Raw genomic sequence first — 26,139 nt, 5'->3', positions numbered from 1 at the left:
CAATATGGAAATCAACGACCTGAGGATCTTCGTCGCGACCGTCGACGCCGGCAGCTTCACGGCGGCGGCCGATCAGCTGATGCTGTCCAAGCAGTTCGTCAGCCGGCGCACGATGGCGCTGGAGGCGTCGCTGGGTGTCCGGCTGCTGCACCGGAATACCCGCAATCTGGCGGTGACCGAATCGGGGCAGGAGTTCTACGTGCGCGCGCAGCGCATCCTCGCGGAGATCGCCGACGCCGAGCAGGCGATGTCGGTACGCAGCACCGAGCTGCATGGCTCGCTGAAGATCAGCGCGCCGCTGTCGTTCGGGATCACGCACGTGTCGCCGCTGATCGCCGAATTCCTGTCCGCGCACCCGGCCGTGCGGCTGAACCTCGACCTGACCGACCGGCGCGTCGACCTGATCGGCGAGGGCTTCGACCTCGTGCTGCGGATCGGCTCGCTCGAGGATTCCACGTTGATCGCGCGTCCGCTCGGCGCGTGGCGGATGATCGCGTGCGCGAGCCCCGCCTACCTGAAGCGGCACGGCACGCCGCAGACGCCGGCCGATCTCGCCGGCCACACCTGTGTGCTGTACGGGCGCGAGCGGCGGGTCGGCTGGGAGTTCCGCGTTGACGGTGCGGTGCGGACGTTCGACGTGCAGGGGCCGCTCGTCGCGAACAACGGCGAAGTGGTGCGCGACGCCGCGATCGCAGGGCTCGGCATTGCGCTGCTGCCGCACTTCATCGTCGGCGCGGCGCTCGACAGCGGTGCGCTCGTGCCGGTGCTCGACGCGTACGTGCCGCCGCCGATCACGCTTAATGCGGTGTTTCCGCAGCACCGGGAAGGGTTCGTCACGCTGCGCACGTTCATCGGGTTTCTCGCGGAGCGGCTCGGGGAGCCGGCGCCCACGGGTGGGAACGGGGCGGGCCGGGTACGGTAGCCGGCCGATTTGCGGTGAATGGGGTGATTAATCTCTGCACATTTTGCGGAGATTGTTGAGTCGCGCGGCGAATGGGCGGATAATCTCCGCATGATGAGCGGAGATTACACCTTTATCTGGGAAGCGGCCGACTGGCCGGCATGGCGTTTCGACCTCCCGGCCCTCGCCACGCCGCTCGCCGACGTCAGCCGTGCGCAAGGCATGCTGGCCGGGCGGCTGGCGGATGTCGGGCTGGCGTTGCGCGACGAGGCGAGCCTGGCTGCGCTGACGGATGACGTCGTGAAGACCAGCGCGATCGAGGGCGAGAACCTGAATGTCGCATCGGTCCGGTCGTCGATCGCGCGCAGGCTCGGCGTCGATATCGGCGCGCTGGCGCCGGTCGATCGCCATGTCGAGGGCGTCGTCGACATGGTGCTGGATGCGACGACCCATTCGGCGGCGCCGGTCACCGAAGCGCGGCTGTTCGGGTGGCATGCCGCGCTGTTTCCGACCGGCTACTCGGGGCTGTCGCGCATCACGGTCGGCGGCTGGCGCACGGATGCGAGCGGGCCGATGCAGGTGGTTTCCGGGCCGATCGGCCGGCAGCGCGTGCATTTCGAGGCGCCGCCGGCCGCGCGCCTGCCCGACGAGATCGGGCGTTTTCTCGCGTGGCTCAACGCGCCGCCGGCCGAACCGTTGCTGATCCGGGCCGGGCTCGCCCATCTGTGGTTCGTCACGCTCCACCCGTTCGACGACGGCAACGGTCGTATCGCACGCGCGCTCGGCGATCTGGTGCTGGCGCGCGCGGACCGAAGCCCGCAGCGTTTCTACAGCCTGTCCGCGCAGATCCAGCGCGAGCGCAACGCGTATTACGACGTGCTGGAGCGCACGCAGCGCGGCTCGCTCGACGTCACGGAGTGGCTCGCGTGGTTTCTGAATACGCTGGGCCGGGCCATCGATCATGCGCACACGACGCTCGATGCGGTGCTGATCAAGGCGCGCTTCTGGCAGCGGTGCGCGGGCGTCGCGATGAACGAACGCCAGGTCAAGGTGATGAATCGCCTGCTCGACGGCTTCGAAGGCAAGCTGACGACCACCAAGTGGGCGGCCCTCGCGAAATGCTCGCAGGACACGGCATTGCGCGACATCACGGAGCTGGTCGAGCAGGGCATGCTGCGTCGCTCGGCGTCCGGCGGCCGCAGCACGAGTTACGAGCTGGTGCCGTTCGACGGGTGATGTCGTCGCCGGCACCGAAGACGAGCCACGCGTGGCACGACAAGCTCGGCAAGACGCTGCCGATCGACGTGATGCAGTCAGCCGGGCGCTGCCCGGCTATTTCCTGCGTGCCGCGCGCGCCTGCGTCTGCGCCGGCGGCGCGGCGGATTCCCGTATGCGCAACTCGGGCTGGATGGCATGGCCGGGCCCCGTGGCGCCGTTCTCGAGCGCGTCGAGCAACGCGTGCGCGGCCTGGCGCCCGATCGCGTCGGTGTCGACCCACATCGTCGTCAGCGGCGGCTGGATCTCGCGCGCGAGCGCGACGTCGTCGAACCCGGTGATCGACAACTGCGCGGGCACGTCGATGCCGAGCGCCTGCGCTTCGAGCAACGCGCCGAGCGCGAGCGCGTCGTTGCCGCAGATCACGGCGGTCGGCCGCGTCGCCGCATCGCTGCCGGCGATCGCGCGCAGGCTGGCCCGCCCGAACGCGATCGTGGCCGCGCCTTCGTGCTGATGCACGGGGCGCACCGCGAGCCCGTGCGCGGCCAGCGTGTCGTGAATGCCGCGCAGGCGGGCCTGGACACGGTCGTTGTCCGTCGACGGCTGCATGATGATCGCGAAATCGCGATGGCCGAGGTCGAGCAGGTGCGTGGTGAGCCGTGCGAACGCCGCACGGTTGTCGAAGCCGATGCAGCAGTGCGGGCTGTCGTCGCGGTATGCATACGTGACGACGTACGGCACGCGATGCATCGCAAGGAGTTCGAACAGTTCGGGCGGGTACGCTTCGCCGACCAGCGACACCGCTTCCACGCCGCGCGACAGCATCGCGCGCACCTGCGCGAGCGCCTGCGTGGGGTCGTAGTTCGAACAGCCGAGGAACAGCGTGATGCCGTGCTCGGCCATGATCGTCTGCATGCCGGCGACCTGCGACGCGAACACCTGGTCGTCGAGGGTCGGAATGATCGCGCCGGTAATGTGGGTACGCGTGGACGCCAGCGCGCGGCCGGCCGCATTCGGAATCCAGTTCAGTGCGAGCGCCGCGTCGCGCACGCGCTGCTGCACGTCGGCCGACACCTTGCCGGGGTCGTTGTACACGCGCGAGACGGTCGCGGTCGACACGCCTGCCAGTTTCGCGACGTCGCCGAGCACCGAGCGGCCGCTGCCACGGCGTGCCCGCGATGCGCCGCCGCGGGGCGGGGCCGTGCTCATCGGCCGTCTCCCGGTGGGGTAGGCGTGCCTGCGCCATGCGTTGCCAGTCGCGTCATTGTTTACCCTCGATTCATGGTGGTCGCGCTTGCATCCTCATTCGATCCTGTGAGAATGTAAGCGCTATCTTGATGCTGTTCCGTATTATGTCAGACATGGATTACACCCGCACCGCGAAATTTTCAGAGACGACAGCCTTTCCGGCCATTTTGTCGATCTCAAATGTAAGCGATTACATTCAGGCATGAGCGATCTCACCTCACCGCGTATCGCTGTCGTCGGCAGCGTCAACATCGACCTCGTCACACGGGCGCCGCGCCTTCCGGTGCCGGGCGAAACGCTGCTCGGCACGACGTTCGAGACCGTTCACGGCGGCAAGGGCGCGAACCAGGCGGTCGCGGCCGCGCGCCTCGGTGCATCGGTCGCGATGATCGGCTGCGTCGGAGACGACGCGTTCGGCACGCGCCTGCACGCCGCGCTGGCGGCCGAGCGCATCGACGTGACGCACCTGCACCGGATCGCGGGCACGGCAACCGGCGTGGCCACGATCACGGTCGACGACGGCGGCGCGAACAGCATCGTCGTAGTGCCCGGCGCGAATGCATGCGTCGATGCCGACCGGATCGACGCGGCGCGCGACGCGATCGCCGGAGCCGCGCTGCTCGTGTGCCAGCTCGAAGTGCCGGTCGCCAGCGTGGCGCGAGCGATTGCCTGCGCAAGCGCCCACCACACGCCGGTGCTGCTCAACCCGGCGCCCGCGCAACCGCTTTTCGATGCGTTGCTGGCGCGGGTCGACTATCTCGTCGTCAACGAAACCGAGGCCGAGTCGCTGACCGGCATCGCCGTGGGCGACGACGCATCGGCTGTGCGCGCCGCCGATGCGCTGTGCGCGAAGGGCGTCGGCAACGTGCTGGTCACGCTCGGCGCGCGCGGCGTGTGCTGGCGCGGCAGCGCAGGGCGCGGCCGCCATTGTGCGATGGCGGTGGCGGCCGTCGATACGACCGCGGCCGGCGACACGTTCGTCGGCGGGTTCGCGGTCGCGCGGGCCGGCGGCGCGTCGATGGACGACGCGATCGGCTTCGGCCAGCGTGCGGCCGCGATCAGCGTTACGCGCCATGGCGCGCAGACGTCGATTCCGACGCGCGACGAAGTCAACCCTATGGATACCTGAATTCCGCATGCGACGGAACGGCCGAACCCGGCCCCTACCAGTGACATGGAGACAATCGACATGAACGACAACCCACCTGTTCCGCACGCGCCGCCCCGGATTCGGCGCGGTCAACGCATCGCGCTCGCGCTGTTGATGGCGAGCGGGATCGTCAACTACCTCGATCGCGGCACGCTGGCCGTCGCGAGTTCGGCGATCCGCGGCGATCTCGGCCTGTCGCTCGCGCAGATGGGGCTGCTGCTGTCGGCATTCTCATGGAGCTATGCGCTGTGCCAGTTTCCGGTCGGCGGGCTGGTCGACCGCATCGGCCCGCGCCGGCTGCTCGGCATCGGGCTGATCGTCTGGTCGTTCGCGCAGGCGTCGGGCGGCCTCGTGTCCACGTTTGGGTGGTTCATCGTCGCGCGCATCGTGCTCGGCATCGGCGAGGCGCCGCAATTCCCGTCGGCCGCGCGCGTGGTGAGCAACTGGTTTCCGCTGCGGGCGCGCGGCACGCCGACCGGTATTTTCAATGCCGCGTCCCCGCTCGGTACCGCGCTTGCGCCGCTGCTGCTGTCGGTGCTCGTTGCATCGTTCCACTGGCGCTGGGCGTTCATCGTGACCGGTGCGCTCGGCCTCATCGTCGCCGTCGTGTGGTTCGCGTTCTATCGCGATCCGGTGCGCGCGCAACTATCTGCCGCCGAGCGCAATTATCTCGATGCCGATGCGCAGAGCGTCGCCGCGGCGCCGAAACTGACCTTCGCCGAATGGCGCAGCCTGTTCTCGCACGGTACGACCTGGGGGATGCTGATCGGCTTCTTCGGCTCCGTGTACCTGAACTGGGTCTACCTGACCTGGCTGCCGGGCTACCTGACGATGGAGCGGCACATGAGCCTGATCCGCACGGGCTTTGCCGCATCGGTGCCGTTCCTGTGCGGGTTCGTCGGTTCGCTGGTCGCCGGCTGGCTGTCGGATCTCGTCACACGGCGCAGCCGGTCGCCGGTCGTGAGCCGGCGCAATGCGGTGGTGGCCGCGATGCTCGGGATGGTCGCGTTCACGATTCCGGCCGCGCTCGTGCAGAGCAATACGGTTGCGCTCGCATGCATTTCGGTGGTGATCTTTCTCGCCAACGCGGCGTCGGCGTGCTCGTGGGCACTCGCGACGGCGGCTGCGCCGCCGAGCCGCATCGCGTCGCTCGGCGCGATCCAGAATTTCGGCGGCTTCATCGGCGGCGCGCTGGCGCCGATCCTGACCGGCATCATCGCGCAGAAGTGGTCGTTCGTGCCCGCGCTGCTCACGGCGGCGGCGATCGCGTTCGCCGGCGCGATGGCCTATCTGCTGCTCGTGCGCAAGCCGATTCCCGAACAGGCCGCGAACGCCGCGCCCGGACCGTTGCCGGCGTAATCGTGCAGCCTGCATTCGCATTCACTGAAGGAAGGAGAAACCGATGCAACATCCGCAGCAATCGAACGTGACCATCGAGGGGATCGTACCGGTGATGCTGACGCCGTTCGACGACGCCGGCGCGATCGACTACGCCGGGCTCGAGCGGCTCATCGAATGGTATCTGGCGCACGGCTCGGACGCGTTGTTCGCGGTTGCGCAATCGAGCGAGATGCAGTTCCTGAGCCTCGCCGAACGCGCGGCACTCGCGCGCTTCGTGGTCGAGCGGGTGGCCGGGCGCGTGCCGGTCGTCGCGTCCGGGCACATCAGCGACGATCTCGACGCTCAGGTTACCGAACTGTGCGCGGCGGCCGAATCGGGCGCGCAGGGTGTCGTGCTCGTGACCAACCGACTCGATCCTCAACGCAAGGGCAGCGCCGCGTTGCTCGACCATCTGCACCGGCTGCTCGCGCGACTGCCGTCTGATCTCCCGCTCGGCCTGTACGAATGTCCGGCGCCTTACCGGCGGCTTCTGTCGGATGACGAACTGCGCGCGTGCATCGACACGGGCCGGTTCGTGATGCTCAAGGACGTGAGTTGCGATCTCGCGACGGTGAAGCGGCGCGTCGCGCTTGCCGAGGGATCGCCGCTGAAGATCCTGAACGCGAACGCCGCGATCGCCTGGGACGCGATGAAGGCCGGGTCCGCCGGTTTCAACGGCGTGTTCACGAACTTCCATCCCGATCTCTACCAGTGGCTGCGTACGCACGGCGAGTCGAATCCGGCGCTGGCCGACGAACTGTCGACGTTCCTGGTCGTCTCGGCGGTATCGGAGGCGCTGGGCTACCCGGCGCTCGCGAAGCTCTATCACCAGCGGATCGGCACGTTCGGGTCGATCAAATGCCGTGCGATCGACTACGACGTGCGCGAACGCTTCTGGGCGCTCGACGCGGTGCTCGACAAGATCGTGGCCGGCACCGAACATTTCCGCCGGCGGATCGCTGCGTCATAAAGTACGACGCGTGCCGCGCCAGTCGCGTGGCACGTGATCGCATCGCGTGCCGTGCGCGCGGCCGGCGCGCCCGGTGCCAGCAAGCACGACCCGCTTTGCGCGATGCGCCGCAATCGCGGCGCACTCATCGCGATTTCCCTCTCGTCGATGGCGGCAACGCCTGCCGCCGCGTTTCTCCTGCCGTCATTCACGACATCATGAACGCGAACCGCCCGCGATCCGCGAGCGCGGCGTCGATGCTCGTCTGCCCAACCTGCCGCGCGTTGCATCGACCATGTCCGACGGACTGTCGACATGTCTTGCGCGACGCGAGAAAAGCGCACAAATCTGCGCAATCCCGCGCCCATCCGTTGTAACCGCTCGTAATACCATGCCGCGGAGTGATTTTTACGACGAACCGCTGAAGCCGCATTCGCCCATGCAACACGTAACGACGACAAGCCGGCCGCCGATTCTGGCGGCGCCGGTGGATGCCATGCTGCACGCCGTGATCGACGAAGTCGTCCACCGGAGCGTGTCGGAAGCGACGACGCGCGGCGGCTACATGCGCTGCGCCGACTATGCGATCGTCGGCGCGCGGGTGCTGACGCTGCTGACCGGCAAGCCCTATCGGCCGTTCGCGGGCGGCGAGGTGATGGATTTCGGCGGCGGCAACCTGTACGCGCTCTGCACGACGCGCGAGCGTCGCCGCACCGCGCGGCATCTGTCGCAGCTCGCGCGGTATCACTGCTGGATCGAAGCGCGCCACGACGATGCGCTCGGGCGCACGCGCAAGGAGATCGTCGACTTCACGCTGCGCCACGACGAGACCGTCGCGAACCAGCTGGGCATGCCGTTCGCCCGTGCTTACCAGGCTTATTTCTGGGGTTGGGAGGATGAGCATGCGGTACCGGCCGAGTTGCACGATCATCCGGTATTCGCGAAGCAGGGGCCCGTGTGGCGCTGGGCCGAGCGCGAATGCACGTCGCTGCTGCGTGCGTACGAGCACGAACGGCCCGGCTATTTCGGGCGTCAGGTGTCGCGTGCGATCGATCGGTTCGCCGATCGCGTTGAAGGTCTCGGCTGACCGTTGCCTGCTTCAAGGACAGCCACGGGCTGGCTATCCGTGATGATGCACATCCGGCGAGCGCTGGTGCGTCGCCGGACATGAGCGACAGCCGCGGGCCGCGCGCATCGCGCGACCCGACTGCTCACTTGCTGGACAGCGTGCCGCTGCTGTTCGCACCGCCAAACAATCGCGTCAGGTACTGCGTGTTGGTGTTCATCCGCGCCATCAACGTGTTGAGCGCCGTGAACTGCGCCTGGTACTGCTTCGTCAGTTGCGCGGCATAGTCGGACAGATCCGACTGCTGCTGCGTGACGCGCTTCAGATCGGCGGTCAGTGCGGTCGTGCGCACGTCGATCATCCCGTTTTTCTTCGTGAACTGCGTGATCTGGTCGGCCAGGCGCGTGCCGATCCCGTTCTCCGGATTGAACAGGCGCGCGACGCCCGACGGATTGGCCGACAACGCGCTGTCGAGCTTCGCGCTGTCGACGTTCAGCGTGCCGTCCTTCTCGAGCTTGATGCCGATCGACAACAGGTTCACGTGTCCGTTGCCCTTCTCGGTAGTGGCGCCGCTATCGACGCCGCGCGCGATGATCGACGCGAGCGAGTTGCGGATCGTGTTCAACGTCGAATCGCCGATCAGCGCGCCTTGCGAGCTGGCTCCGGCCGTGTAGCTCGACAGCGCGCCCATCGTCTTGACCACCGTGTTGTACAGGCTCACGAAATTCGTGATCGTGGCGGCCTGCGACTTCGTGTCGGTGCTGACCGTCAACGTCTGCGTATCGGTCGCGCTGACCGCGGCCGCCGACAGATTCAACGTGATACCGGTCAGCACGCCCGATACCGCGTTGCTCGCGCTGGTCGAGGCGATTCCGTTGAGCGTGAACATCGCATCCTGCGCGGCGGTGCTCTGCCGCCACGCGGCCGCGCCGTTCGCCGACTCGATTTTCGATGCGCCGCCGGACGGGTCGGCCGTCGACGTGACGCCGAGGTTCGACAGGCCGCCGTCGTTGGACACGTTGCCGACCGCGACGCTGATCGCGTTCGCCGCGCCCGTCTTCGACGATGCCAGCACGAGGTGTGCGCCGTCCGTGCCGTTGATGACCGTCGCGCTGATCCCCGGGTTGCCCGCCGCGCCGTTGATCGCCGCCGCGATGCCCGCGAGCGTGTTGTTCGTGCCGCCGACCTCGACCTTGAACGACTGGCTGCCGAGCGACAGCGTCAGCGTGCCGGTACCGAGCGCCTTGCTGCCGTTGAAGCCGGCGGAAGACAGCGCCTGCGCGGTCGCGATCTGCGTGACGCCGACCGTGTAGATGCCGGCGACCGCGCCCGCGCCGGCCGTCGCGGTCAGGCCCTTGCCGCTCGCGACCGCGTTGAACGTCGACTGCAACGCGCCGTTCTTCAGCGACGTCAGGCCCGCGTCGAGCGCGCCGAGCGCGGACGACAGCGCGCCGAATGCGGAAATCCGCGTGTTGCCGGTCGTTTGCGATGCGGCAAGCGTCGCGGCCCGGCCGGCCGTTTTCGCGTTCACGAGCGTCTTGACGAGCGAGCCGACATCCATCGCCGGATTGCCGGTCGAGCCGTTGATGATCGATTGCGCCGCCTGTTGCATCAGGCTGTTCGCGTTCGCGCCGCTGTTGACGGGCGTGTTCGTTGGCATGGGTGAGCTCCGGTTGAAGGCGATCCAGTGGCGAACGGCGGTCGGGCCGGCCTGCGGCGATCCGGGTGGGTCCGTGGCGAGCCGCGTGCGTGTCGTTTCTCGCGCTTCTCGCCCGATGCCGCCGCGGATCGCGGGAGTGTCGGGAAAACGTAAGAATGATGGGTGGGCTATCGTATTATTAAATCGGTATTGGTTGGTAATTTTTTGTAATTATTCTTGTGAAAAATGTGGAAAAAGAATGAGGGATGCGGAGCCCGATTTCTAAAAGAAGTCGGTTATTCCGACGGTAGAAAATCGTAGCCGGCCCGAAGCGGACATGAAACCTTGGGTTGTGTACGGCGGGCAAGCTCAAAAGATTGAGAGCGTTTATTGGCAGTGCGCCTCGTGAACGTTGCCGAGGCATTGCACGCCTATGCTCGGGAAGTATTGGGTAGCGAAGCTGCGGACCGTACCTTCGTCACGGATCTTGACCTGCAAGGCGTCAAAAAATGACGATTATTGTCCGCTCTACACTGCACCGAGTCCCTGTCGACGGTCAGTCTCCACCATGCCCGCCACCGCCCTGCAATTCGCGCTGCTCGCCAAGCATCAGGAAATCGCGTCCCTGCGCCACCTGGCCGAGCAGATCGAATTGGTCGACCTGCTCGGCCGCCTGATCCATGCGCTGCAGCGCGAGCGCGGCGCCACCAGCATCTATCTGGCGTCGAGCGGCAAGCGCTTCGTCGCCGAACGCGCGGCTTCGCGCGGCGAATCGGTGCCGCTCGTCGCGCAGTTGCGCGAGCGCCTGGATCTGGAACTGACGCCCGCGCGCGGTTCGACGTCGCGCCTGCTGTCGCTGATCGCCTGGGTGCTGCTCGACCTGGAATCGCTGGATGTGCTGCGCGAACAGATCGACCATCTTGCGCTGTCGGCGCCGGATTCCGTCCAGGCGTTCAGTACCGTGATCGGCGGCCTGGTGGAGCTGATTTTCCAGTTTGCCGACAGTGCGGCGGACCCGTCGGTGTCACGCATGCTGATTGCCCTCGTCCATGTCGTCGAGGGCAAGGAGGAAGCGGGACAGGAACGTGCCGTCGGCGCGCACATGTTCGCGGCGGGCACGTTTTCGGCGGACCAGCAGCAGCGCCTGCTGTATCTGATAGCCGCGCAGGAGCGCAGTCTCGAAGTCTTCGCGAGCTTCGCAAGCACGGCGCAAAGCGCATGGTGGGAAACGCGCATGACGGAGCCGCACATGGCGGCGCTCGAGAAGCTGCGCCGCGTACTGTGCACGGCGCACGCCGGCGATGCGCTCGACGCTGTCCTGAGCGAAGCATGGTTCGACGCCGCGAGCGCCCGCATCGATGATCTCTGGCACCTTCAGATTGCGCTGACGCTGCAGGTGCAGGAAACGTGCAACGCGCGAATCGACGACGCGCACCGAACGCTGCGCGACTCCGAGCGCCTGATGGCGCAATTGCGGAACAATCCGCCCCCGCATACCCAGGCGCTCGCCCAGTTCTTCGCCGGCGATCCGTTGTCGGCGCGCGCGGCGGTTCACGAGCTGCCGGAACGCCTCTCCGGCTCCGACGTGGGGACGCTCGCCAGCCTGAAATCCCTGCTGGAGTCGCAATCGGCGCGACTGGCCGGCGCGGAGGTCGAGCTCGACGCGGCGCGTCGCGCGCTCTACGAACGAAAGCTCGTGCAGCGCGCGAAAAATACGCTGATGACGCGCTTCAGCCTGCGGGAGGACGAAGCGTATCGGATGCTGCAGAAAGCGTCGATGGACGGCAATCGGCCGCTTGCCGATATCGCGGAAGACGCGCTGACGTCGCCCGAGCGATTCGTCGACGAGCACGCGCAGCTTTCCGCGCGACGTCGTACGCAGCGAAGCACGCCGGACACACCGCACGACGACGGCACGACCTGACCGGAACGCACCGCGCTTCACGCACCGCAGCTGCGCCCGAAGCGCATGCGCGAGGTGCAGTTTGCACCGCGCGAGTGCGATTCGCTGCGATCGGCCGCGGCTTTCTTCCCCGGCATTTCGCATCCGGCCAGCCTGCATCGCGATATCCCCGTCACTGGTACGAGAATTGCGAACATCTCGCTCGTCGGGCTAATGGCGGCCTGACGATCACGCCATGTCGAACCGTGGCGACCGATCACGTGGATAACAGCGTCCGCGCCAGGCACTCGCATGTCGAGCGAGTGCCTGGCGCGTTTTTTTTGCCTGTCCAACTTTACGAGCGCACACCATGGCCTACCTCACGCCCAACGAATTCGTCACCAGGATGGTCGATGCCGGTGAATCGAAGCTGTCGATGTCGACCCGCGATACGCTGATTCGCGCGTACATGGCGGGCGCGATCCTCGCGCTCGCCGCCGCCTTCGCGGTCAGCATCACGATCAACACCGGCAACGCACTGGCCGGTTCGCTGCTGTTTCCGGTGGGATTCTGCATGCTGTACCTGCTCGGCTTCGACCTGCTCACCGGCGTCTTCACGCTCGCGCCGCTCGCGGTGATCGATCGCCGGCCCGGCGCGACCTGGGGTGGCGTGTTCCGCAACTGGACGCTGGTGTTCTTCGGCAATTTCGCGGGCGCGCTGACGGTTGCGCTGTTCATGGCGATCATCTTCACATTCGGCTTTTCGGAAGCGCCGAACGCAATCGGACAGAAGATCGGCGGCATCGGCGAAGCACGCACGCTCGGTTATGCGGCGCACGGCGCCGCCGGCATGCTCACGCTGTTCGTGCGCGGCGTGATGTGCAACTGGATGGTGTCGACCGGCGTGGTCGCCGCGATGATGTCGACGTCCGTACCGGGCAAGGTGATCGCGATGTGGATGCCGATCCTCGTGTTCTTCTACATGGGCTTCGAGCACTCGGTCGTGAACATGTTCCTGTTCCCGTCCGGCCTGATGCTCGGCGCCCACTTCACGGTCGTCGACTATCTGCTGTGGAACGAGATCCCGACGGTACTCGGCAACCTGGTCGGCGGGCTGGTGTTCGTCGGCGCGGCGCTATACAGCACGCACTACAAGACCGCACCGAAACGCGCGTCCGCTTCGCCGGTGGGTGTCGTCGCGCGCAAGGCCTGATCGCGCTGCGCAAGCCGCAACCGGCTGCCGGCGACGCGCTGAAACGCGTACCGGGGGCGCGCGACCGTCACGTCGGCGGATGCGTCGGGGTTGATCTACGACGCGATCACGTCGACGCGCGTTGTCGCGCGCGGGGCCGACCGGGCGCACGACAGGATCGAAAACAACTTCGCACAGTCCCCGCCGGCATTGCCGGCAGGGATGAGCGATGCAGCATCACATCGCATCACGGGCCAGCGCTGCAACCTCCGCGGCACTCCATGCGCCTGCGTACACGCGGAAGCCCTGGATGCGGCCGTTGAAAGATGGATGCGCCCAATTGCGGCCAAGGAACGTGACCTGGTCGCCGACCTGGCGCGGCGACAGCAGGATTTCGTCGGATTTCGCAGCCTCGGTGCCGTCGACGTACAGGCGGCAGGTATTGCCCTGCAGCGTGACCGCGAGATGGACCCAGCGTCGAATCGGCAGGGCCCACGGCGCCGCCACCACCTGTGAATCCTTGAATGTCGCGCCAAAGATCGAGAAGCACAGCGTGCCTGAGCCGGTCTGGGGTGCGATGCACATGGCTGCGTTCGCGTCGAGCCCTGCATAGAACACGCAGCTGTCCCAGTGCAACCCGTTCGCGTAGACCCACAAGGAAAGGCTGAAGTCGTCGAGGTCGCCGAACACGCCCGACGGCAGTTGCAGGCCGGCCTTCAGACCGTCGAACACGATGGCCTTGTCGTTGCGGCGCCCGTCGCCCCAGGTCGCGCCGTCCAGCAGCGTGCCCTCGATGAAGGTCATGGTGCCGGCGGCGGTCCGCAGCGCGCCGTGCGTGCCGGTGCCGCTCGGGTCGTTCAGCGGCAGGGACAGGCGGACCTCGCCGGGAACGGCGATACGAACCACATTGGAGCCGGCTCCCGGCGCGCCAGCGCCCTGCGCCGTGATCTGGTAGAACCAGACGCCGTTGGACGGTATATCGCTGTAGGTGAGCACCTCGCTCGCCGAAACCGTGCCCAGCAGGTTGAAGGGGCCGCTGGCCCGGCTTGCGCGCTTGATCTCGTACGAGGTCGCGCCGACGCTGCCCCACCACGACAGCACGACGCGATTGCCGCGCAGGCAGGCCGTGAGGCCAGACGGCGGCTTCATGGAGCCGGCATAGTCCGGGCGGCGATGGATCAGCGTCGGCCACCAGACGTCGTCGCTGCTGCCCCCGTACTTCGGCTCGCACAACTTCACCATGCGCGCGACGTTCGGCGCCGACAGCCCCAGGCGGTTGACGTAGTGGTTGTAGATGGGCTCCCAGCAATTGCGGCCCATCTGACCGTAGTTCACTTGCGTCCAGAACGACGGGTGGGGCTGGGACGGATTGTTCTCGCGCACATAGGGCATCGGGTAGTTCTTGCCGTTCTCGTCGAGCAGGTTCGAGCGCGCCACATACTCTGCCGCTGCGAGGAAGCGGTTGTTGTACAGCCCGTAGAGATCGTCGCCCTGGTTCCAGGCGATCTCCAGCAGGTCACCGCCCAGCGACATGCCCAGCGTGGAGTGGCCCTGGTCGCGGCCGCTTTCCTCCCACTGCCCGAAATGGCCCGGGTGCATGAAGTATACGCCGTGCCCGATGGCGCCATTGCCGAAGTTCCGGAGCGTGCCGCGGTTGTTGCCCGCATAGCAATCGCAGGCCAGCCGGTACAGGTCGGGCTTGTCGCAGAACACGCCGATCGCCATGGCGCCCACCATCGAGGCCATGTCCCAGTTGGCATGGGACCCGATGCGCCCGTCGCTGAGGAACCACGACGATACCGGGGCGAAGACGTTGAGCAGCATGTCCTGGAACCGCTTCAGGTTTGCCGGGGCCCAGCCTGGGTAGGTGCGCAGGACTTCGCCGATCTGCGCCCACTGATGGCCCTGTATGCCGGCCAGGATGATGAAGGTGTGGTCGTCATGGGCGGTCGAGCCGGGAGGCACCGTTCCAACCACCTTCAGCGTGTTCGCCCAGGCGTCCAGGAACTCCACGGCCTTGTCGGCATAGCGGTTGTCCTGCGGGTCGGACAGCTTCCATCGCAGGACCAGGGTCCAGGCGCGCCAGATATCGACGTACATGTCCCGCGAGCTGCCATCGGCGCGGTAGACGCCCGCCAGCGGGAAAGGTCGGGCGTCGAGGGAAGCGAAGCGCTCGGCGCACAGCGTGCTCCACCAGTGCACCCACGGCTCCTGGCCGGCCTTGATGTAGCCGCGGATGCGGGCGAAGTCGTCTTCGGTGACCAGCAGTCCCGGGTGACGGAAGACACCACTCGCCGAAGCCGGCGCGCGCGCCGGACCTGCAACAGCGGCCCGTGCCGCTTGGGCTCCGAGTCCCGGCAGCAGCGGCAGCATAGGGAATAGCCCCAGGCCCAGCGACAACGCTCGACGCGCGGGATTCGGCAACTCCTCGAGGATGGCACGCTCCACGAACCGTTTCGACATCTTTATTTCCCCTGTCGTCTTGTTGAACTGCGCGACAGTATGGATTACGCGACAGTGGGTCAGTGTGACAAAGCACATCCGGAAGTTGCACGCGCGATCGACGGTCGCCTGTTCAAACGCGAGGGTGGTACATCGCGTGACTGCGACAGCCGGCGCTGCGAGGGAATTGATGCGGTCTTCGCGATACCACGCGCGGCGACGATTTTATTTCCCGGTACGGCATGGAGCAGTTTTCTTTGCTCAAAAGGCCGTGGCACAAGTTTGTTTGCGTCGGTTCAAATTTTGTTTGCGATGAACCACGGCCGTCGGAGTGACGGGGCGCTCTTTCCTGATTGTCCACTTAATCGAGACAGCGAATCATGTTTTGAGGGATTGATGATTCTTGGCGGGACAGTAGACTGCACCCGTGCTTTGCCAGAACCGATCCGGCGTGCGCCGCCAGTCGCGGCGTCACCTGTCGGATTCTTCGGCGGCGGGCCATGCGGCTTGCCGTCCGATCGTGCGAAGAGTGGTCCGTTGCCGGCTTCGCGCGCCGATTCGGCGCGCAGCGGCACCGGCTGCATCAAACCGTCAATTCAAGGGTGATTTGCCATGCGTTACGTTTCGCTGGAGTCGAAGAAGGACGAGCTGCTGCTGGCGGCTCGCGTGCTGATGATGATCCTGTTCGTGCTGTTCGGCTGGCAGAAGCTGAACGGTTTTTCGGGCACGGTCGCGTATATGGCGTCGACGGGGAACCCGGCGCCCGAGCTCGCGGCCGTGATCGCGGTGGCGGTCGAACTGGTCGGCGGCGTGCTGATCGCGATCGGCTTCTATACGCGTCCGCTCGCACTGCTGTTCGCCGCCTATACGCTCGCGACCGCGCTGATCGGCCATCGCTACTGGGCGTTGCAGGGGATGGAGCAGTACATGGCGATGATCAACTTCTACAAGAACGTGAGCATCATCGGTGGACTGCTGTTGCTCGCATTGACCGGGCCGGGTCGGTATTCGGTTGACCGGAAGTAAGGCGGGACGTCGTTTCCGTTCGGTATCGGGAGCCCGGTGCGCGCAAGCGTGCCGGGTTTCGCTTTTTGCGGGCGACGGAGCGATCGGCGCGCGGGTCGACTACCGAGCCGGTGTCGTGTCGAAGCACGGCGCTCAGCGCATGCGCTCGCGGTCGGAATCTACATCACAGATCCTGTATTGCACGAAGCTGTTGGCCAGCGCGAATGTTGGCCAGCGCGAAATGGGCGAAGCACGGAGGCGATCATGTTCGCGACCGGATGCGAGCCGTTCATGTTATCCAATAGGCCCGATAATCCCTTCGTTTCCATGATCGATCGCCACCTCATGCCAAACCAGATTTCGCCAACGGGCCGTTCCACTGTCCTCCTCATCGGCGCCTCCGGCCTGCTCGGCCGTGCGGTTGCCGCCTGCCTGGCTCGCGAATCGTCGTTGACGCTGCTCGCCACCATACGGAACCCGCAAAGCGCCGGTGCAAAACTGCTCGCGTTGCCGCCGGAAAACATCGCCGAGCTGGACGTCCTCGACCAGCCGTCCCTCGAGCGCATTTTTGAAACCCACCGACCGGCAGCGGTGATTCTCTGCGCCGCCGAACGCCGCCCCGACGTCTGCGAACGCGACCCGGACGCGGCTCGCGCGATCAACGTCACCGCGCCCGCCCGCATCGGTGCACTCGCCACGCGATACGGCGCATGGACGCTCGGCATTTCGACCGACTACGTCTTCGACGGCAAGGCGGCGCCCTACCGCGAAGACGCGACCCCGAACCCGCTGAACATCTACGGCCGCACCAAGCTCGAAGGCGAGGCCGCGCTGCTTGCCGCGTCGCCGCTGTCGTGCGTGCTGCGCCTGCCGTTGCTGTTCGGCCCGATCGCCGACTGGAGCGAATCGGCCGTCACGAGCCTCGTGCCGGCCGTCGTCGCGTCTTCGCGGCCGGGCGCCGATGCGGTCGGCATGGACGCATGGGCGATCCGTTACCCGACTTACACGCCCGACGTCGCGCAGGTCATCCGCGACCTGACGCTGCGCCATCTCGCGGGTGACTCCGTCACGGGCATCCGCCATTGGTCGGGCGAGGAGCCGATGACGAAGTACGACATCGCGCAACGCATCGCCGCCGCGCTCGGCATCGACGCGTCGCTCACGCCGATCACGCAGCCGACCGACGCGACGCCGCGCCCGTACGACTGCCATCTGGATGCCGCGCGCGTGCGCGCGCTCGGGATCGATTACGCGACGCCGTTCGATACGGCGCTGCGGACCGTGCTGCGCGACGCGCCGCGGGCGCTGTAGGCGCGACACCGGCCGCGGCTCGCGGCACTCGCCGATATCAACGAGCCGATTCGCTGAGGTTCGTGCCGCCGTTCACCGCCTACCTGGCAGCCGGGCGATCTTCCGCCCGGTATTCATTTGACCAACGAAGCATCCGCCCCCGACGATGGCGCGGCCGCGCGACGCCGATGCAGACGCAGGTGCCGCACATCACGGGGCCATCGATGCGGCCACGCGCAGGCATTGCGACTCGCCAATCCTCAGACATGCGTCACAGGGGTCGCGGCCTCGTGGTCGAATTCAAAATTTGTCTAGTCATCCTTGCGATTCGGCCGCCCGAATTGCACCAAACGTGTGCCGGAATTCCCCGTAACAAGGCACGCTAGACCCTTGAAATTAGGGGATTTCCCGCGTTTACCCCGTTTTTATTGATCACCACTTGTCTCGCTGTTTTTCTTCTTGCATGCTTGTATAGACAAATTCCTGAGGCGGCTTGCTGCACCGAAGGGATGGCGAACTTCAACGCAAGGAGAACTCTCGTGAACGGCAAGCGCATCAAGTGGGCAATCAGGACGATCGGCGTCATCGCGGCTGCGGCGGCAACGCTCGCGGCGCCGGTGCAGGCAAAGGAATGGAAGACGGTGACGGTCGCGCTCGAAGGCGGCTACGCGCCGTGGAACCTCACGCTGCCGGGCGGCAAGCTGGGCGGTTTCGAACCGGAGCTGCTCGCCAACGTGTGCGAGCGCATCAAGGTGCAGTGCAACATGGTCGCGCAGGACTGGGACGGGATGATTCCGGGCCTGCAGGCCGGCAAGTTCGATGTCCTGATGGATGCGATTTCGATCACGCCGGAGCGCGAAAAGATCCTGCTGTTCTCGCGTCCGTATGCGGCGACGCCGGCGACGTTCGCCGTCACCGATACGAAGATCCTGCCGAAGGCCGCGCCCGGCGCACCGATCGTCAAGCTTACAGGTGACGCCAACGCGGACAAGCCTACCGTCGACACGCTGCGCAAGCAGCTGAAGGGCAAGACGATCGGTATTCAGTCGGGCACCGTCTATACGAAATTCATCAACGACAGCTTCAAGGACATCGCGTCGATTCGCGTGTACAAGACGTCGCCCGAACGCGATCTCGATCTGGTCGCCGGGCGCATCGATGCATCGTTCGACGACGTCACGTACTACGCGGCGAACAACGCGAAGAAGGACAACGCGTCGATCGTGCTCGCGGGGCCGAAGCTCGGCGGCCCGATCTGGGGGCCGGGCGAGGGGCTCGCGTTCCGCAAGCAGGATGCCGACCTGAAGACGAAGTTCGATACGGCGATCGCCGCGGCGCTCGCGGACGGCACCGTGAAGAAGCTCGCCGACAAGTGGTTCAAGACCGACGTCACGCCGTAAGCGCGCGTTCGGCCGCCGCGTAAGTTCGTCGAACGACGCGCGGCGGCACGCATCCAGCGGATTCACTCAACGCATGCAGGGAGGCACGCATGGCGATTCTTGAAATGCTCGGCTTCGGTACCGAAGGCTGGGGCGGTGTGCTGCTGCTCGCCGCATTGATGACGGTCGCGCTGACGCTCGCCGCGCTCGCGGTCGGCGCCGTGATCGGCGCGGCGATCGCGGCCGCGAAGCTGTCGCGCTACCGCACCCTCCGCCTGCTCGGCGATCTGTATACGACGGTATTTCGCGGCGTGCCCGAACTGCTCGTCATTTATCTGTTCTACTTCGGCGGCTCGACGCTCGTGACGGCCGTCGGCCAGTGGTTCGGCGCGGAAGGCTTCATCGGCGTGCCGCCGTTCGTGATCGGTGCGCTCGCGGTCGGGATGATCTCGGGCGCCTATCAGGCAGAGGTCTATCGCGCGGCGGTGCTCGCCGTGTCGAAAGGCGAGCTCGAAGCGGCGCGCTCGATCGGCATGCCGCGCAGCATGGTGCTGCGGCGCATCCTGGTGCCGCAGGTGCTGCGCTTCGCGTTGCCCGGTATCGGCAACGTGTGGCAACTGAGCCTGAAGGATTCCGCACTGATCTCGGTCACCGGTCTTGCCGAGTTGCTCCGCACGAGCCAGATCGCTGCCAATTCGACTCACCAGTACTTCGTGTTCTTCGTCGCGGGCGGGGCGTTGTATCTGCTGATGACGGGCTTGTCGAACCGTGTGTTCAACCGGGCCGAGGCGATCGTCGGCCGGTCGTTCCGCCGCAATTTCGCGCGCAACTGACGGAGTACGGGCATGTCCATCGATTTCGCTTTTCTCCTCGATACGCTGCGCCAACTGCTCGCGGCCGTGCCGACCACGCTCGGCCTGTTCTTCGCATCGCTCGTGCTCGGCGGCCTGCTGTCGCTCGTGATCGTCACGATGCGCGTGTCGCCGCGCTGGCTGCCGAACCGCTTCGCACGGGCCTACATCCTCGTGTTTCGCGGCTCGCCGCTGCTGATCCAGATGTTTCTCGTGTATTACGGGCTCGGCCAGTTCGGCGTGATCCGCGAGAGCTTCATGTGGCCGCTGCTGCGCGAGCCGTACGTCTGCGCGGTGCTGTCGCTTGCGCTGTGCACGGCCGGCTACACGGCCGAGATCCTGCGCGGCGGACTGATGGCCGTACCGGTCGGGCAGATCGAGGCCGGGTATTCCATCGGCCTGTCGGGCTTCTCGCTGCTGCGGCGCGTGATCGGCCCGATCGCGTTGCGCCAGTGTCTGCCCGCGTATTCGACCGAAGCGGTGCTGCTCGTCAAGTCGACCGCGCTGGCGAGCCTCGTCACGGTGTGGGAAGTGACGGGCGTCGCGCAGCAGATCATTCAGCAAACCTACCGGACGACCGAAGTGTTCGTCTGCGCGGCCATCATCTATCTGGGCCTGAACTTCATCGTCGTGCGCGTGCTCGGCGCGCTCGAATGGCGGCTCTCGGGGCACCTGCGTGCGCCGAAGCCGTCCGGCGCGCCTGCCGCGGCGACCCGCAATGCCCAGCGCGTCGCGTCCTGAGCGCGCCATTCTTTCCAGGAGAAACCGATGAACACCGCTGCTCCCGTTGCGCTGTCGGTCAGAAACATCCACAAGTCGTTCGGCGATCACCATGTGCTGAAGGGCATTTCGCTCGACGCGCACGAGGGCGACGTCATCTCGATCCTCGGCGCGAGCGGATCGGGCAAGAGCACGTTCCTGCGTTGCCTGAACCTGCTCGAGACCCCCGACGACGGCTCCGTCGCGCTCGCGGGCGAAGAGCTGGCGATGAAGCGCGCACGCGACGGCAAGCTGCATCCGAGCGACCGGCGCCAGGTCGACCGGATTCGCTCGCAGCTCGGCATGGTGTTCCAGAACTTCAACCTGTGGTCGCACATGACGGTGCTTGACAACCTCGTCGAAGGGCCGCTGCGCGTGCAGAAGCGCAGTCGCGCGGAAGCGGTGGAGGAAGCCGAGGCGCTGCTCGCACGCGTTGGCCTCGCGGACAAGCGCGGCTACTATCCCGCGCACCTGTCGGGCGGCCAGCAGCAACGTGTCGCCATTGCCCGCGCGCTGGCGATGCATCCGAAGGTGATGCTGTTCGACGAACCGACGTCGGCGCTCGACCCGGAACTGGTCGGCGAGGTGCTGCGCGTGATGCGCTCGCTGGCGGAAGAGGGGCGCACGATGCTGGTCGTCACGCATGAAATGGGCTTTGCACGCCACGTGTCGAACCGCGTGATGTTCCTGCATCAGGGCGAGGTCGATACGGACGGGACGCCCGACGAAGTCTTCGGCGGCCAGACCTCCGAGCGCTTCCGGCAATTCGTGTCGAGCCACCACGACCGCACCACGAACTGAGGCTGCCATGACCGTATTCCGTGCGGCGCAGCCGCTCGACTGGCGACAGGTTGCGGCGGTGGCGGCCGGCGAGCCGCTGGCATTGGCCGACGAGACGCGCGCGCGGGTCGTGGCCGCTCGCGAACTCGTCGACGAGATCGTCGCGCGCGGGATTCGCGCCTACGGCGTCAATACCGGCGTCGGCGCGCTGTGCGACGTGATCGTGTCGCCGGCCCAGCAGAGCACGCTGTCGCACAACATCCTGATGAGTCACGCGGTGGGTGTCGGCATGCCGCTCGGCGCGGCCGAAACGCGCGCGATCATCGCGGCCGCGATCAACAACTATGCGCACGGGCATTCGGGCGTGCGTGCCGACATCGTCGACCAACTCGTCGCGCTGCTCGAGCACGATTGCCTTCCCGAAGTGCCGGCGCACGGCTCGGTCGGGTACCTGACCCACATGGCGCACGTCGCGCTCGTCTGTGTCGGGCACGGCCATGCGCGCCATCGCGGCGAACGCCTACGCGGCGACGAGGCGCTGCGGCGCATCGGCCGCGAACCGCTCGTCCTCGGCGCGAAGGAGGGGTTGAGCCTCGTCAACGGGACGCCGTGCGTCACGGGGCTGGCGGCGCTCGCGCTGGCCCGCGCGGAACGGTTGCTCGACTGGGCCGACTGGATCGCGGCGATGAGCTTCGAGAACCTCGGCGGGCAACTCGCCGCATTCGATCCGGCTTCGCTCGCGCTGCGGATTTCGCCCGGTATCGGGCAGGTCGGCGCCCGTTTGCGTGCGCTGCTGGCGGACAGCGGCATGCTTGCCGCGGCGAGCGGCCGGCATACGCAGGACCCGCTCAGCCTGCGCACGATTCCGCACGTCCATGGAGCGGCGCGCGACGTGTTCGACGTCACGGCGGAGGTTGTCGATCGCGAACTCGCATCCGTCACCGACAATCCGATCGTCGCCGGCACGCGCGACGCGCCGGCCGTGCATTCGCAGGCGCATGCGGTCGGCGCCGGCATCGCGCTCGCGATGGACAGCCTCGCGAGCGCGATGGCGCAGGTCGCGGCGATCGCCGAGCGGCGTCTCGACCGGCTCGTGAATCCGCTCGTCAGCGGGCTGCCGGCGTTTCTTGCCACGCCGGGCGGCAGCTGTTCGGGTTTCATGATCGCGCAGTACACGGCGGTCGCGCTGGTCGCGCAGAATCAGCGGCTCGCGGCGCCGGCGAGCCTCGACGGCGGCATCACGTCGGGGCTGCAGGAAGATCACCTGTGTCATGCGACGCCGGCCGCGCTGAAAGCGCTCGACATCATCGAGAACACGACGCGCGTGCTTGCGATCGAGCTGCTGGCCGCCGCGCAGGCGTACGATCTGCAGCCCGGCGAAACGGGGCGCGCCGCATCGACCGACGCGCTGTGGCGACACGTGCGCGAACGTGCGCCGGCGTATCACGACGACCGGCCGCTCGCGGACGATATCGCGATCGCGGCCGGCATCGTCGCCGGTGTGCCGCCGTCGTTGCGATGACGACGGTCAACGGCGAGCCGATCACCCCACATTCATTCGGTCGAGGGCGCATGAGCGAAACGGAACGCAGACTTTCCGCCCGGCAGGCGTCGGCATCGGCCGACACCGTGCCGGCGCGGGCATTGCCGGCCTACCAGCAGATCAAGCGCTACGTCGTCGAGCGGATCGCGAAGGGCGACTGGAAGCCCGGCGGTGCGATCCCGACCGAGGCGGAACTGGTCAAGGAATTTGGCGTGGCGCGGATGACGGTGTCGCGCGCGCTGCGCGAACTGACGGCCGAGCGCGTGCTGACCCGCATCCAGGGGGCCGGCACGTTCGTCGAGCGCCGGCATTACGAGTCGACGGTGCTGGAGATCCGCAACATCGCGGACGAGATTGCCGAGCGCGGCCACCGGCACAGTGCGCGCGTGCTGCTGATCGAGCGCAGCGTCGACCCGGACGCGATCGATGCGCTCGGGTTGCGCGCCGGGCCCGTGTTTCATTCGCGTATCGTCCATTACGAGGAGGACGAACCGATCCAGTTCGAGGATCGCTACGTGAATCCGGCCTTGTTTCCCGCGTATCTGGAGCAGGACTTCACGCTCGAGACGCCGAATCACTACATGGTGCGACTGGCGCCGATCCAGCGTGCGGAGTTCCGGATCTACGCGGAGAAACCCAATGCGCAGGTGCGTCGGCATCTCGTGATGGAAATCGGTGAACCGTGCTTGCTGTTGCGACGCCGTACGTGGGTCGGCGATCAGGTCGCCACGTCGGTCAGGCTGTGGCATCCGGCGTCGCGGTTTCATCTGGCGGGCAACATGTAGGGAAGCGGGGTGGCCCGTTTGCCGCGTCAGCCGTGCTGGCCGGTGCCGTCGCAAGGGTCGTGACGGAGCCCTGTCGTACCTGCATCGAAAGGCGATACACTGCGCGGGTTCCCGATTCGGTCGGGAGCGTCGGGGAACCGGGCGACCGCATCGCGATGCCGGCGCGGATCGCGCGACGGGCCCTGACTCATGCGAAAAAATCGAGAGAAAGAGAGAGGGCCCATGCTGACACGTCTTCGTAACGGCATCCTTCGCGCACAGGACCTGCGCGAATCCGGAGCCGCTATACCCGCCCAGCGCCCGTCGATGGCGTGCGAACTGGTCGACCTGAGTGCGAAGCGCGCGACGTGGCGCGTTCCCGTGCCGAACCAGGCGGACTGCTATCTGAAGGCCGAGCCGGGTGGCGCGGAGCGGTTCGTCATCCATATCGACGCGGACATGTTCTATCGCCGCTGGCTCGAGACGAGCCCCACGTTCCCCAAACAGAATTCGCAGGATTGCGTACCGCGCCGCGCCATGTCGCTCGACAGCAAGTTCGCGACGGCGGCCGCCGCGTTCGGAAGCGGCCGCGACGCACCTGTGACGTTGCCTTCGGTCGGCTACTGGGCGGCGGCAAGCGGCTACGAGGTCGCGATGAGCGACGGCATGACGCGCACCTTCTGGCTGCTCGCCCATCGCGTGCGGTCGTTTCCGGTCAGCGTGGCCGACGCGAGCTGGGCAACGATACTGAACGGCCTGGCCGGCATCGGCGTGGCGCCGATCGCGTTCAGCGAGCTGTTCAGCCGGCGCGCATAAGCGCGGGGCCGCCGCGCGGCGCGCATCGTCCGGCTCGATTTGACACCTGACGCGGCCGCCGATTAAAGTCGGGCCGCGGGGCGTTGGGTCAAGCACACGCCCGGAACAGGCAGCCGATGTTCCAGGACTACGGGGCTACCCCGTGGATCAGATCGATACACCGATGCGTCGCAAGTGCGCAAGTTGCGCGTTGCGCAACGACGGCTCTCGCAGCACCAGCCACGTTGACTCATCGTCCCGCCTCCGTTTCCCATGCACTCATCCCTGCGCGACACCACCCGCACGATTGCCGAGGCGATGCTCGCCGGTCCGCCCGAACGCGACGGCATCGTCGCGCGGATGGCCGCCGTGCTCGGCGAAGCACCACCGTGGACGCACGAATGCGCGGACCTCGCGCTCGCCCGCTTCGGCGCGGACTGGGCCGATACCGACACCGACGCGCTCGCGGCGGTCCTGGCCGAGGCGCCCGCGTTCGTGCGCGCATGGTATGGCGACCGTCGGCCGGCGGTGATCCGCATCGTGTGGCGGCCGCTGATCCAGCGACCGCTGCCCGTGCCGCTCGCCGGCTGCGACGTGCCGCACTGGCCGACGCCCGGCGATCTCGCCGGCTGGCTCGGGGTGAGCGTGCCGGAACTCGACTGGCTGGCCGATCACTGGCGTGTCGACGCGCGCAGCAGCGCCACGCCGCTGCATCACTACACGTACGTCGCGGTCGACAAGCGCAGCGGCGGGTGCCGCCTCGTCGAAATCCCGAAGGGGCGGCTGCGCGAAGCGCAGCGCCGCATCCTGCACGGGCTGCTCGATCGCATTGCGCCGCACGGCGCGGTACACGGTTTTCGCAAGGGGCACGGGATCGTGTCGTTCGCGGGGCCGCATGCGGATCGCGATGTCGTCGTGCGCTTCGATCTCGCGGATTTCTTCGTGTCGGTGCGCGCCGCGCGCGTCCATGCGCTGTTCGCGACGCTCGGGTATCCGGCCGAAGTCGCGCGTACGCTCACCGGGCTGTGTACCAATCGCGTGCCGTCGGCGCGGCTGCTCGCGCCGGACCTGCGCGACCGGTTCGACTGGATCGGTCGCCAGCGCTATCGCGAACGGCATCTGCCGCAGGGGGCGCCGACGTCGCCGGCGCTCGCGAACCTGTGCGCGTTCCGGTTCGACCTGCGGCTCGCCGCGCTCGCGCGTTCGCTCGATGCGACCTACACGCGCTATGCGGACGATCTCGCGTTCTCCGGCGGCGGCGCGCTCGCGCGCGACATCGAGCGGCTGCAGATCCGGGTCGCCGCGATCGCGCTCGAGGAAGGTTTCGCGCTGCAATTGCGCAAGACCCGCGTGATGCGGCGCGGTGCGCGCCAGCAACTGGCCGGCGTGGTCGTCAACCGTCACCCGAATCTGGCGCGCGACGAATTCGATCGCCTGAAGGCCATCCTGACCAATTGCATCCGGCATGGCCCGGCGTCGCAGAACCGCGACGCGCATCCGGATTTTCGTGCGCATCTGGCCGGACGCGTCGCGCATGCGGCGGCGTTGAACGCGGCGCGCGGCGCGAAGCTGCGCGCGCTGTTCGACCGCATCGCATGGGAGCCGAGCGGCGCCGATCGCTGAACCGTCGGGCCCGCGCGACGCCGGTCAGCGACTTCTGCATCACGACGCCGCGCACTGCTATCATTCGCGCCATGCCGCGCCCGTGCCACGCGCGGCGATCATTCGCCGCCGCCGTCGCCCCTCGCATGCGTACGCGGCGCCGCCTTTGCCGGCCTGGCCTTGTCTGTCAGTGACGCACGACGTCGTTTAGTGCGCATCGCGCAATCATGCCGGCTCAGGTGGACGATTCACCTATTTGACAGCCCCGATCGGCTGAACTTCGTGGTAGGTTCGGCCATCGGAGCTT

General features: G+C 67.0%; 21 protein-coding genes. 18 read left to right on the top strand and 3 right to left on the bottom strand.

Annotated elements, in window-relative coordinates; translation table 11 throughout:
- Positions 1-4 precede the first annotated feature (4 nt).
- Together BLS50_RS33795 and BLS50_RS33790 are read left to right on the top strand one after the other, a co-directional pair.
- Positions 5-922, top strand: a complete 918-nt coding sequence (locus BLS50_RS33795) for a LysR family transcriptional regulator (RefSeq protein ID WP_012337107.1) — start codon at positions 5-7, stop codon at positions 920-922.
- A 90-nt stretch (positions 923-1,012) separates the two neighbouring features.
- Complete coding sequence (locus BLS50_RS33790) at positions 1,013-2,137, top strand: Fic family protein (protein ID WP_074808284.1); 1,125 nt, start codon at positions 1,013-1,015, stop codon at positions 2,135-2,137.
- 96 nt (positions 2,138-2,233) lie between these two features.
- Here the strand turns inward: BLS50_RS33790 and BLS50_RS33785 are convergent, their stop codons facing one another.
- A complete protein-coding gene (locus BLS50_RS33785; protein ID WP_074808281.1) occupies positions 2,234-3,325 on the bottom strand; it encodes a LacI family DNA-binding transcriptional regulator in 1,092 nt (363 codons plus the stop codon).
- 241 nt (positions 3,326-3,566) lie between these two features.
- Here BLS50_RS33785 and rbsK point away from each other — a divergent pair, with 241 nt between their 5' ends.
- The 4 genes from rbsK to BLS50_RS33760 all read left to right on the top strand — a co-directional run bounded on the left by rbsK (position 3,567) and on the right by BLS50_RS33760 (position 7,930).
- Positions 3,567-4,493 (top strand): ribokinase, encoded by a 927-nt coding sequence (gene rbsK, locus BLS50_RS33780; RefSeq protein WP_074808279.1) that lies wholly within the window; start codon positions 3,567-3,569, stop codon positions 4,491-4,493.
- A 60-nt stretch (positions 4,494-4,553) separates the two neighbouring features.
- Complete coding sequence (locus tag BLS50_RS33775) at positions 4,554-5,873, top strand: MFS transporter (protein ID WP_074808277.1); 1,320 nt, start codon at positions 4,554-4,556, stop codon at positions 5,871-5,873.
- A 43-nt stretch (positions 5,874-5,916) separates the two neighbouring features.
- Entirely contained in the window at positions 5,917-6,864 is a 948-nt protein-coding gene (locus tag BLS50_RS33770; RefSeq protein ID WP_027808139.1) for a dihydrodipicolinate synthase family protein, read from the top strand.
- 418 nt (positions 6,865-7,282) lie between these two features.
- Complete coding sequence (locus tag BLS50_RS33760; RefSeq protein WP_074808273.1) at positions 7,283-7,930, top strand: hypothetical protein; 648 nt, start codon at positions 7,283-7,285, stop codon at positions 7,928-7,930.
- Between the two features lie 124 nt (positions 7,931-8,054).
- On the opposite strand, the gene fliD is transcribed toward BLS50_RS33760, so the two are convergent.
- Positions 8,055-9,569: a flagellar filament capping protein FliD gene (gene fliD / locus BLS50_RS33755; RefSeq protein WP_074808268.1), complete on the bottom strand. Its 1,515-nt coding sequence runs from the start codon at positions 9,567-9,569 to the stop codon at positions 8,055-8,057.
- Positions 9,570-10,035: 466 nt separating this feature from the next.
- Between fliD and BLS50_RS33750 the strand changes: the two genes are divergently transcribed.
- Complete coding sequence (locus tag BLS50_RS33750) at positions 10,036-11,472, top strand: nitrate- and nitrite sensing domain-containing protein (RefSeq protein ID WP_234044124.1); 1,437 nt, start codon at positions 10,036-10,038, stop codon at positions 11,470-11,472.
- A 328-nt stretch (positions 11,473-11,800) separates the two neighbouring features.
- On the top strand, positions 11,801-12,643 hold the full coding sequence (locus BLS50_RS33745; RefSeq protein ID WP_027808142.1) for a formate/nitrite transporter family protein: 843 nt from the start codon (positions 11,801-11,803) through the stop codon (positions 12,641-12,643).
- Between the two features lie 216 nt (positions 12,644-12,859).
- On the opposite strand, the gene BLS50_RS33740 is transcribed toward BLS50_RS33745, so the two are convergent.
- A complete protein-coding gene (locus tag BLS50_RS33740; protein WP_074808263.1) occupies positions 12,860-15,085 on the bottom strand; it encodes a LamG-like jellyroll fold domain-containing protein in 2,226 nt (741 codons plus the stop codon).
- A gap of 591 nt (positions 15,086-15,676) precedes the next feature.
- On the opposite strand from BLS50_RS33740, the gene BLS50_RS33735 reads away from it, so the two are divergent.
- The 10 genes from BLS50_RS33735 to BLS50_RS33690 all read left to right on the top strand — a co-directional run bounded on the left by BLS50_RS33735 (position 15,677) and on the right by BLS50_RS33690 (position 25,853).
- Entirely contained in the window at positions 15,677-16,090 is a 414-nt protein-coding gene (locus BLS50_RS33735; protein ID WP_006481060.1) for a DoxX family protein, read from the top strand.
- A 324-nt stretch (positions 16,091-16,414) separates the two neighbouring features.
- Positions 16,415-17,380, top strand: a complete 966-nt coding sequence (locus tag BLS50_RS33730) for a dTDP-4-dehydrorhamnose reductase family protein (RefSeq protein ID WP_074808741.1) — start codon at positions 16,415-16,417, stop codon at positions 17,378-17,380.
- Positions 17,381-17,898: 518 nt separating this feature from the next.
- Positions 17,899-18,759, top strand: coding sequence for a transporter substrate-binding domain-containing protein (locus tag BLS50_RS33725; protein WP_012337095.1), 861 nt, complete (start codon positions 17,899-17,901; stop codon positions 18,757-18,759).
- Positions 18,760-18,848: 89 nt separating this feature from the next.
- A complete protein-coding gene (locus BLS50_RS33720) occupies positions 18,849-19,571 on the top strand; it encodes an ABC transporter permease (protein WP_006481063.1) in 723 nt (240 codons plus the stop codon).
- 12 nt (positions 19,572-19,583) lie between these two features.
- Positions 19,584-20,330, top strand: coding sequence for an ABC transporter permease (locus BLS50_RS33715; RefSeq protein WP_006481064.1), 747 nt, complete (start codon positions 19,584-19,586; stop codon positions 20,328-20,330).
- A gap of 27 nt (positions 20,331-20,357) precedes the next feature.
- Positions 20,358-21,149 carry an ABC transporter ATP-binding protein gene (locus BLS50_RS33710; RefSeq protein ID WP_006481065.1) on the top strand — a complete coding sequence of 264 codons (792 nt, stop codon included), beginning with the start codon at positions 20,358-20,360 and terminating at the stop codon, positions 21,147-21,149.
- A gap of 7 nt (positions 21,150-21,156) precedes the next feature.
- Entirely contained in the window at positions 21,157-22,650 is a 1,494-nt protein-coding gene (locus BLS50_RS33705) for an HAL/PAL/TAL family ammonia-lyase (RefSeq protein ID WP_074808260.1), read from the top strand.
- Between the two features lie 50 nt (positions 22,651-22,700).
- Entirely contained in the window at positions 22,701-23,456 is a 756-nt protein-coding gene (hutC, locus tag BLS50_RS33700) for a histidine utilization repressor (RefSeq protein ID WP_011549290.1), read from the top strand.
- A 222-nt stretch (positions 23,457-23,678) separates the two neighbouring features.
- Positions 23,679-24,251 carry a plasmid fertility inhibition factor family protein gene (locus BLS50_RS33695; RefSeq protein ID WP_074808256.1) on the top strand — a complete coding sequence of 191 codons (573 nt, stop codon included), beginning with the start codon at positions 23,679-23,681 and terminating at the stop codon, positions 24,249-24,251.
- 252 nt (positions 24,252-24,503) lie between these two features.
- Positions 24,504-25,853 (top strand): reverse transcriptase family protein, encoded by a 1,350-nt coding sequence (locus BLS50_RS33690; RefSeq protein ID WP_074808252.1) that lies wholly within the window; start codon positions 24,504-24,506, stop codon positions 25,851-25,853.
- The last annotated feature ends 286 nt before the right edge of the window (positions 25,854-26,139 follow it).

Origin of the sequence: Burkholderia orbicola (assembly GCF_900100915.1) — a bacterium.
Taxonomy (GTDB): domain Bacteria; phylum Pseudomonadota; class Gammaproteobacteria; order Burkholderiales; family Burkholderiaceae; genus Burkholderia; species Burkholderia orbicola.
This window is presented reverse-complemented; position numbering and strand designations above follow the sequence as displayed.

Excerpts from the sequence above, each read along its gene's own strand:
- BLS50_RS33795 (WP_012337107.1), top strand. The coding sequence starts at position 5 with ATGGAAATCAACGACCTGAGGATCTTCGTCGCGACCGTCGACGCCGGC.
- BLS50_RS33790 (WP_074808284.1), top strand. The coding sequence starts at position 1,013 with ATGATGAGCGGAGATTACACCTTTATCTGGGAAGCGGCCGACTGGCCG.
- BLS50_RS33785 (WP_074808281.1), bottom strand. The coding sequence starts at position 3,325 with ATGAGCACGGCCCCGCCCCGCGGCGGCGCATCGCGGGCACGCCGTGGC.
- rbsK (WP_074808279.1), top strand. The coding sequence starts at position 3,567 with ATGAGCGATCTCACCTCACCGCGTATCGCTGTCGTCGGCAGCGTCAAC.
- BLS50_RS33775 (WP_074808277.1), top strand. The coding sequence starts at position 4,554 with ATGAACGACAACCCACCTGTTCCGCACGCGCCGCCCCGGATTCGGCGC.
- BLS50_RS33770 (WP_027808139.1), top strand. The coding sequence starts at position 5,917 with ATGCAACATCCGCAGCAATCGAACGTGACCATCGAGGGGATCGTACCG.
- BLS50_RS33760 (WP_074808273.1), top strand. The coding sequence starts at position 7,283 with ATGCAACACGTAACGACGACAAGCCGGCCGCCGATTCTGGCGGCGCCG.
- fliD (WP_074808268.1), bottom strand. The coding sequence starts at position 9,569 with ATGCCAACGAACACGCCCGTCAACAGCGGCGCGAACGCGAACAGCCTG.
- BLS50_RS33745 (WP_027808142.1), top strand. The coding sequence starts at position 11,801 with ATGGCCTACCTCACGCCCAACGAATTCGTCACCAGGATGGTCGATGCC.
- BLS50_RS33740 (WP_074808263.1), bottom strand. The coding sequence starts at position 15,085 with ATGTCGAAACGGTTCGTGGAGCGTGCCATCCTCGAGGAGTTGCCGAAT.
- BLS50_RS33735 (WP_006481060.1), top strand. The coding sequence starts at position 15,677 with ATGCGTTACGTTTCGCTGGAGTCGAAGAAGGACGAGCTGCTGCTGGCG.
- BLS50_RS33730 (WP_074808741.1), top strand. The coding sequence starts at position 16,415 with ATGCCAAACCAGATTTCGCCAACGGGCCGTTCCACTGTCCTCCTCATC.
- BLS50_RS33720 (WP_006481063.1), top strand. The coding sequence starts at position 18,849 with ATGGCGATTCTTGAAATGCTCGGCTTCGGTACCGAAGGCTGGGGCGGT.
- BLS50_RS33715 (WP_006481064.1), top strand. The coding sequence starts at position 19,584 with ATGTCCATCGATTTCGCTTTTCTCCTCGATACGCTGCGCCAACTGCTC.
- BLS50_RS33710 (WP_006481065.1), top strand. The coding sequence starts at position 20,358 with ATGAACACCGCTGCTCCCGTTGCGCTGTCGGTCAGAAACATCCACAAG.
- BLS50_RS33705 (WP_074808260.1), top strand. The coding sequence starts at position 21,157 with ATGACCGTATTCCGTGCGGCGCAGCCGCTCGACTGGCGACAGGTTGCG.
- hutC (WP_011549290.1), top strand. The coding sequence starts at position 22,701 with ATGAGCGAAACGGAACGCAGACTTTCCGCCCGGCAGGCGTCGGCATCG.
- BLS50_RS33695 (WP_074808256.1), top strand. The coding sequence starts at position 23,679 with ATGCTGACACGTCTTCGTAACGGCATCCTTCGCGCACAGGACCTGCGC.
- BLS50_RS33690 (WP_074808252.1), top strand. The coding sequence starts at position 24,504 with ATGCACTCATCCCTGCGCGACACCACCCGCACGATTGCCGAGGCGATG.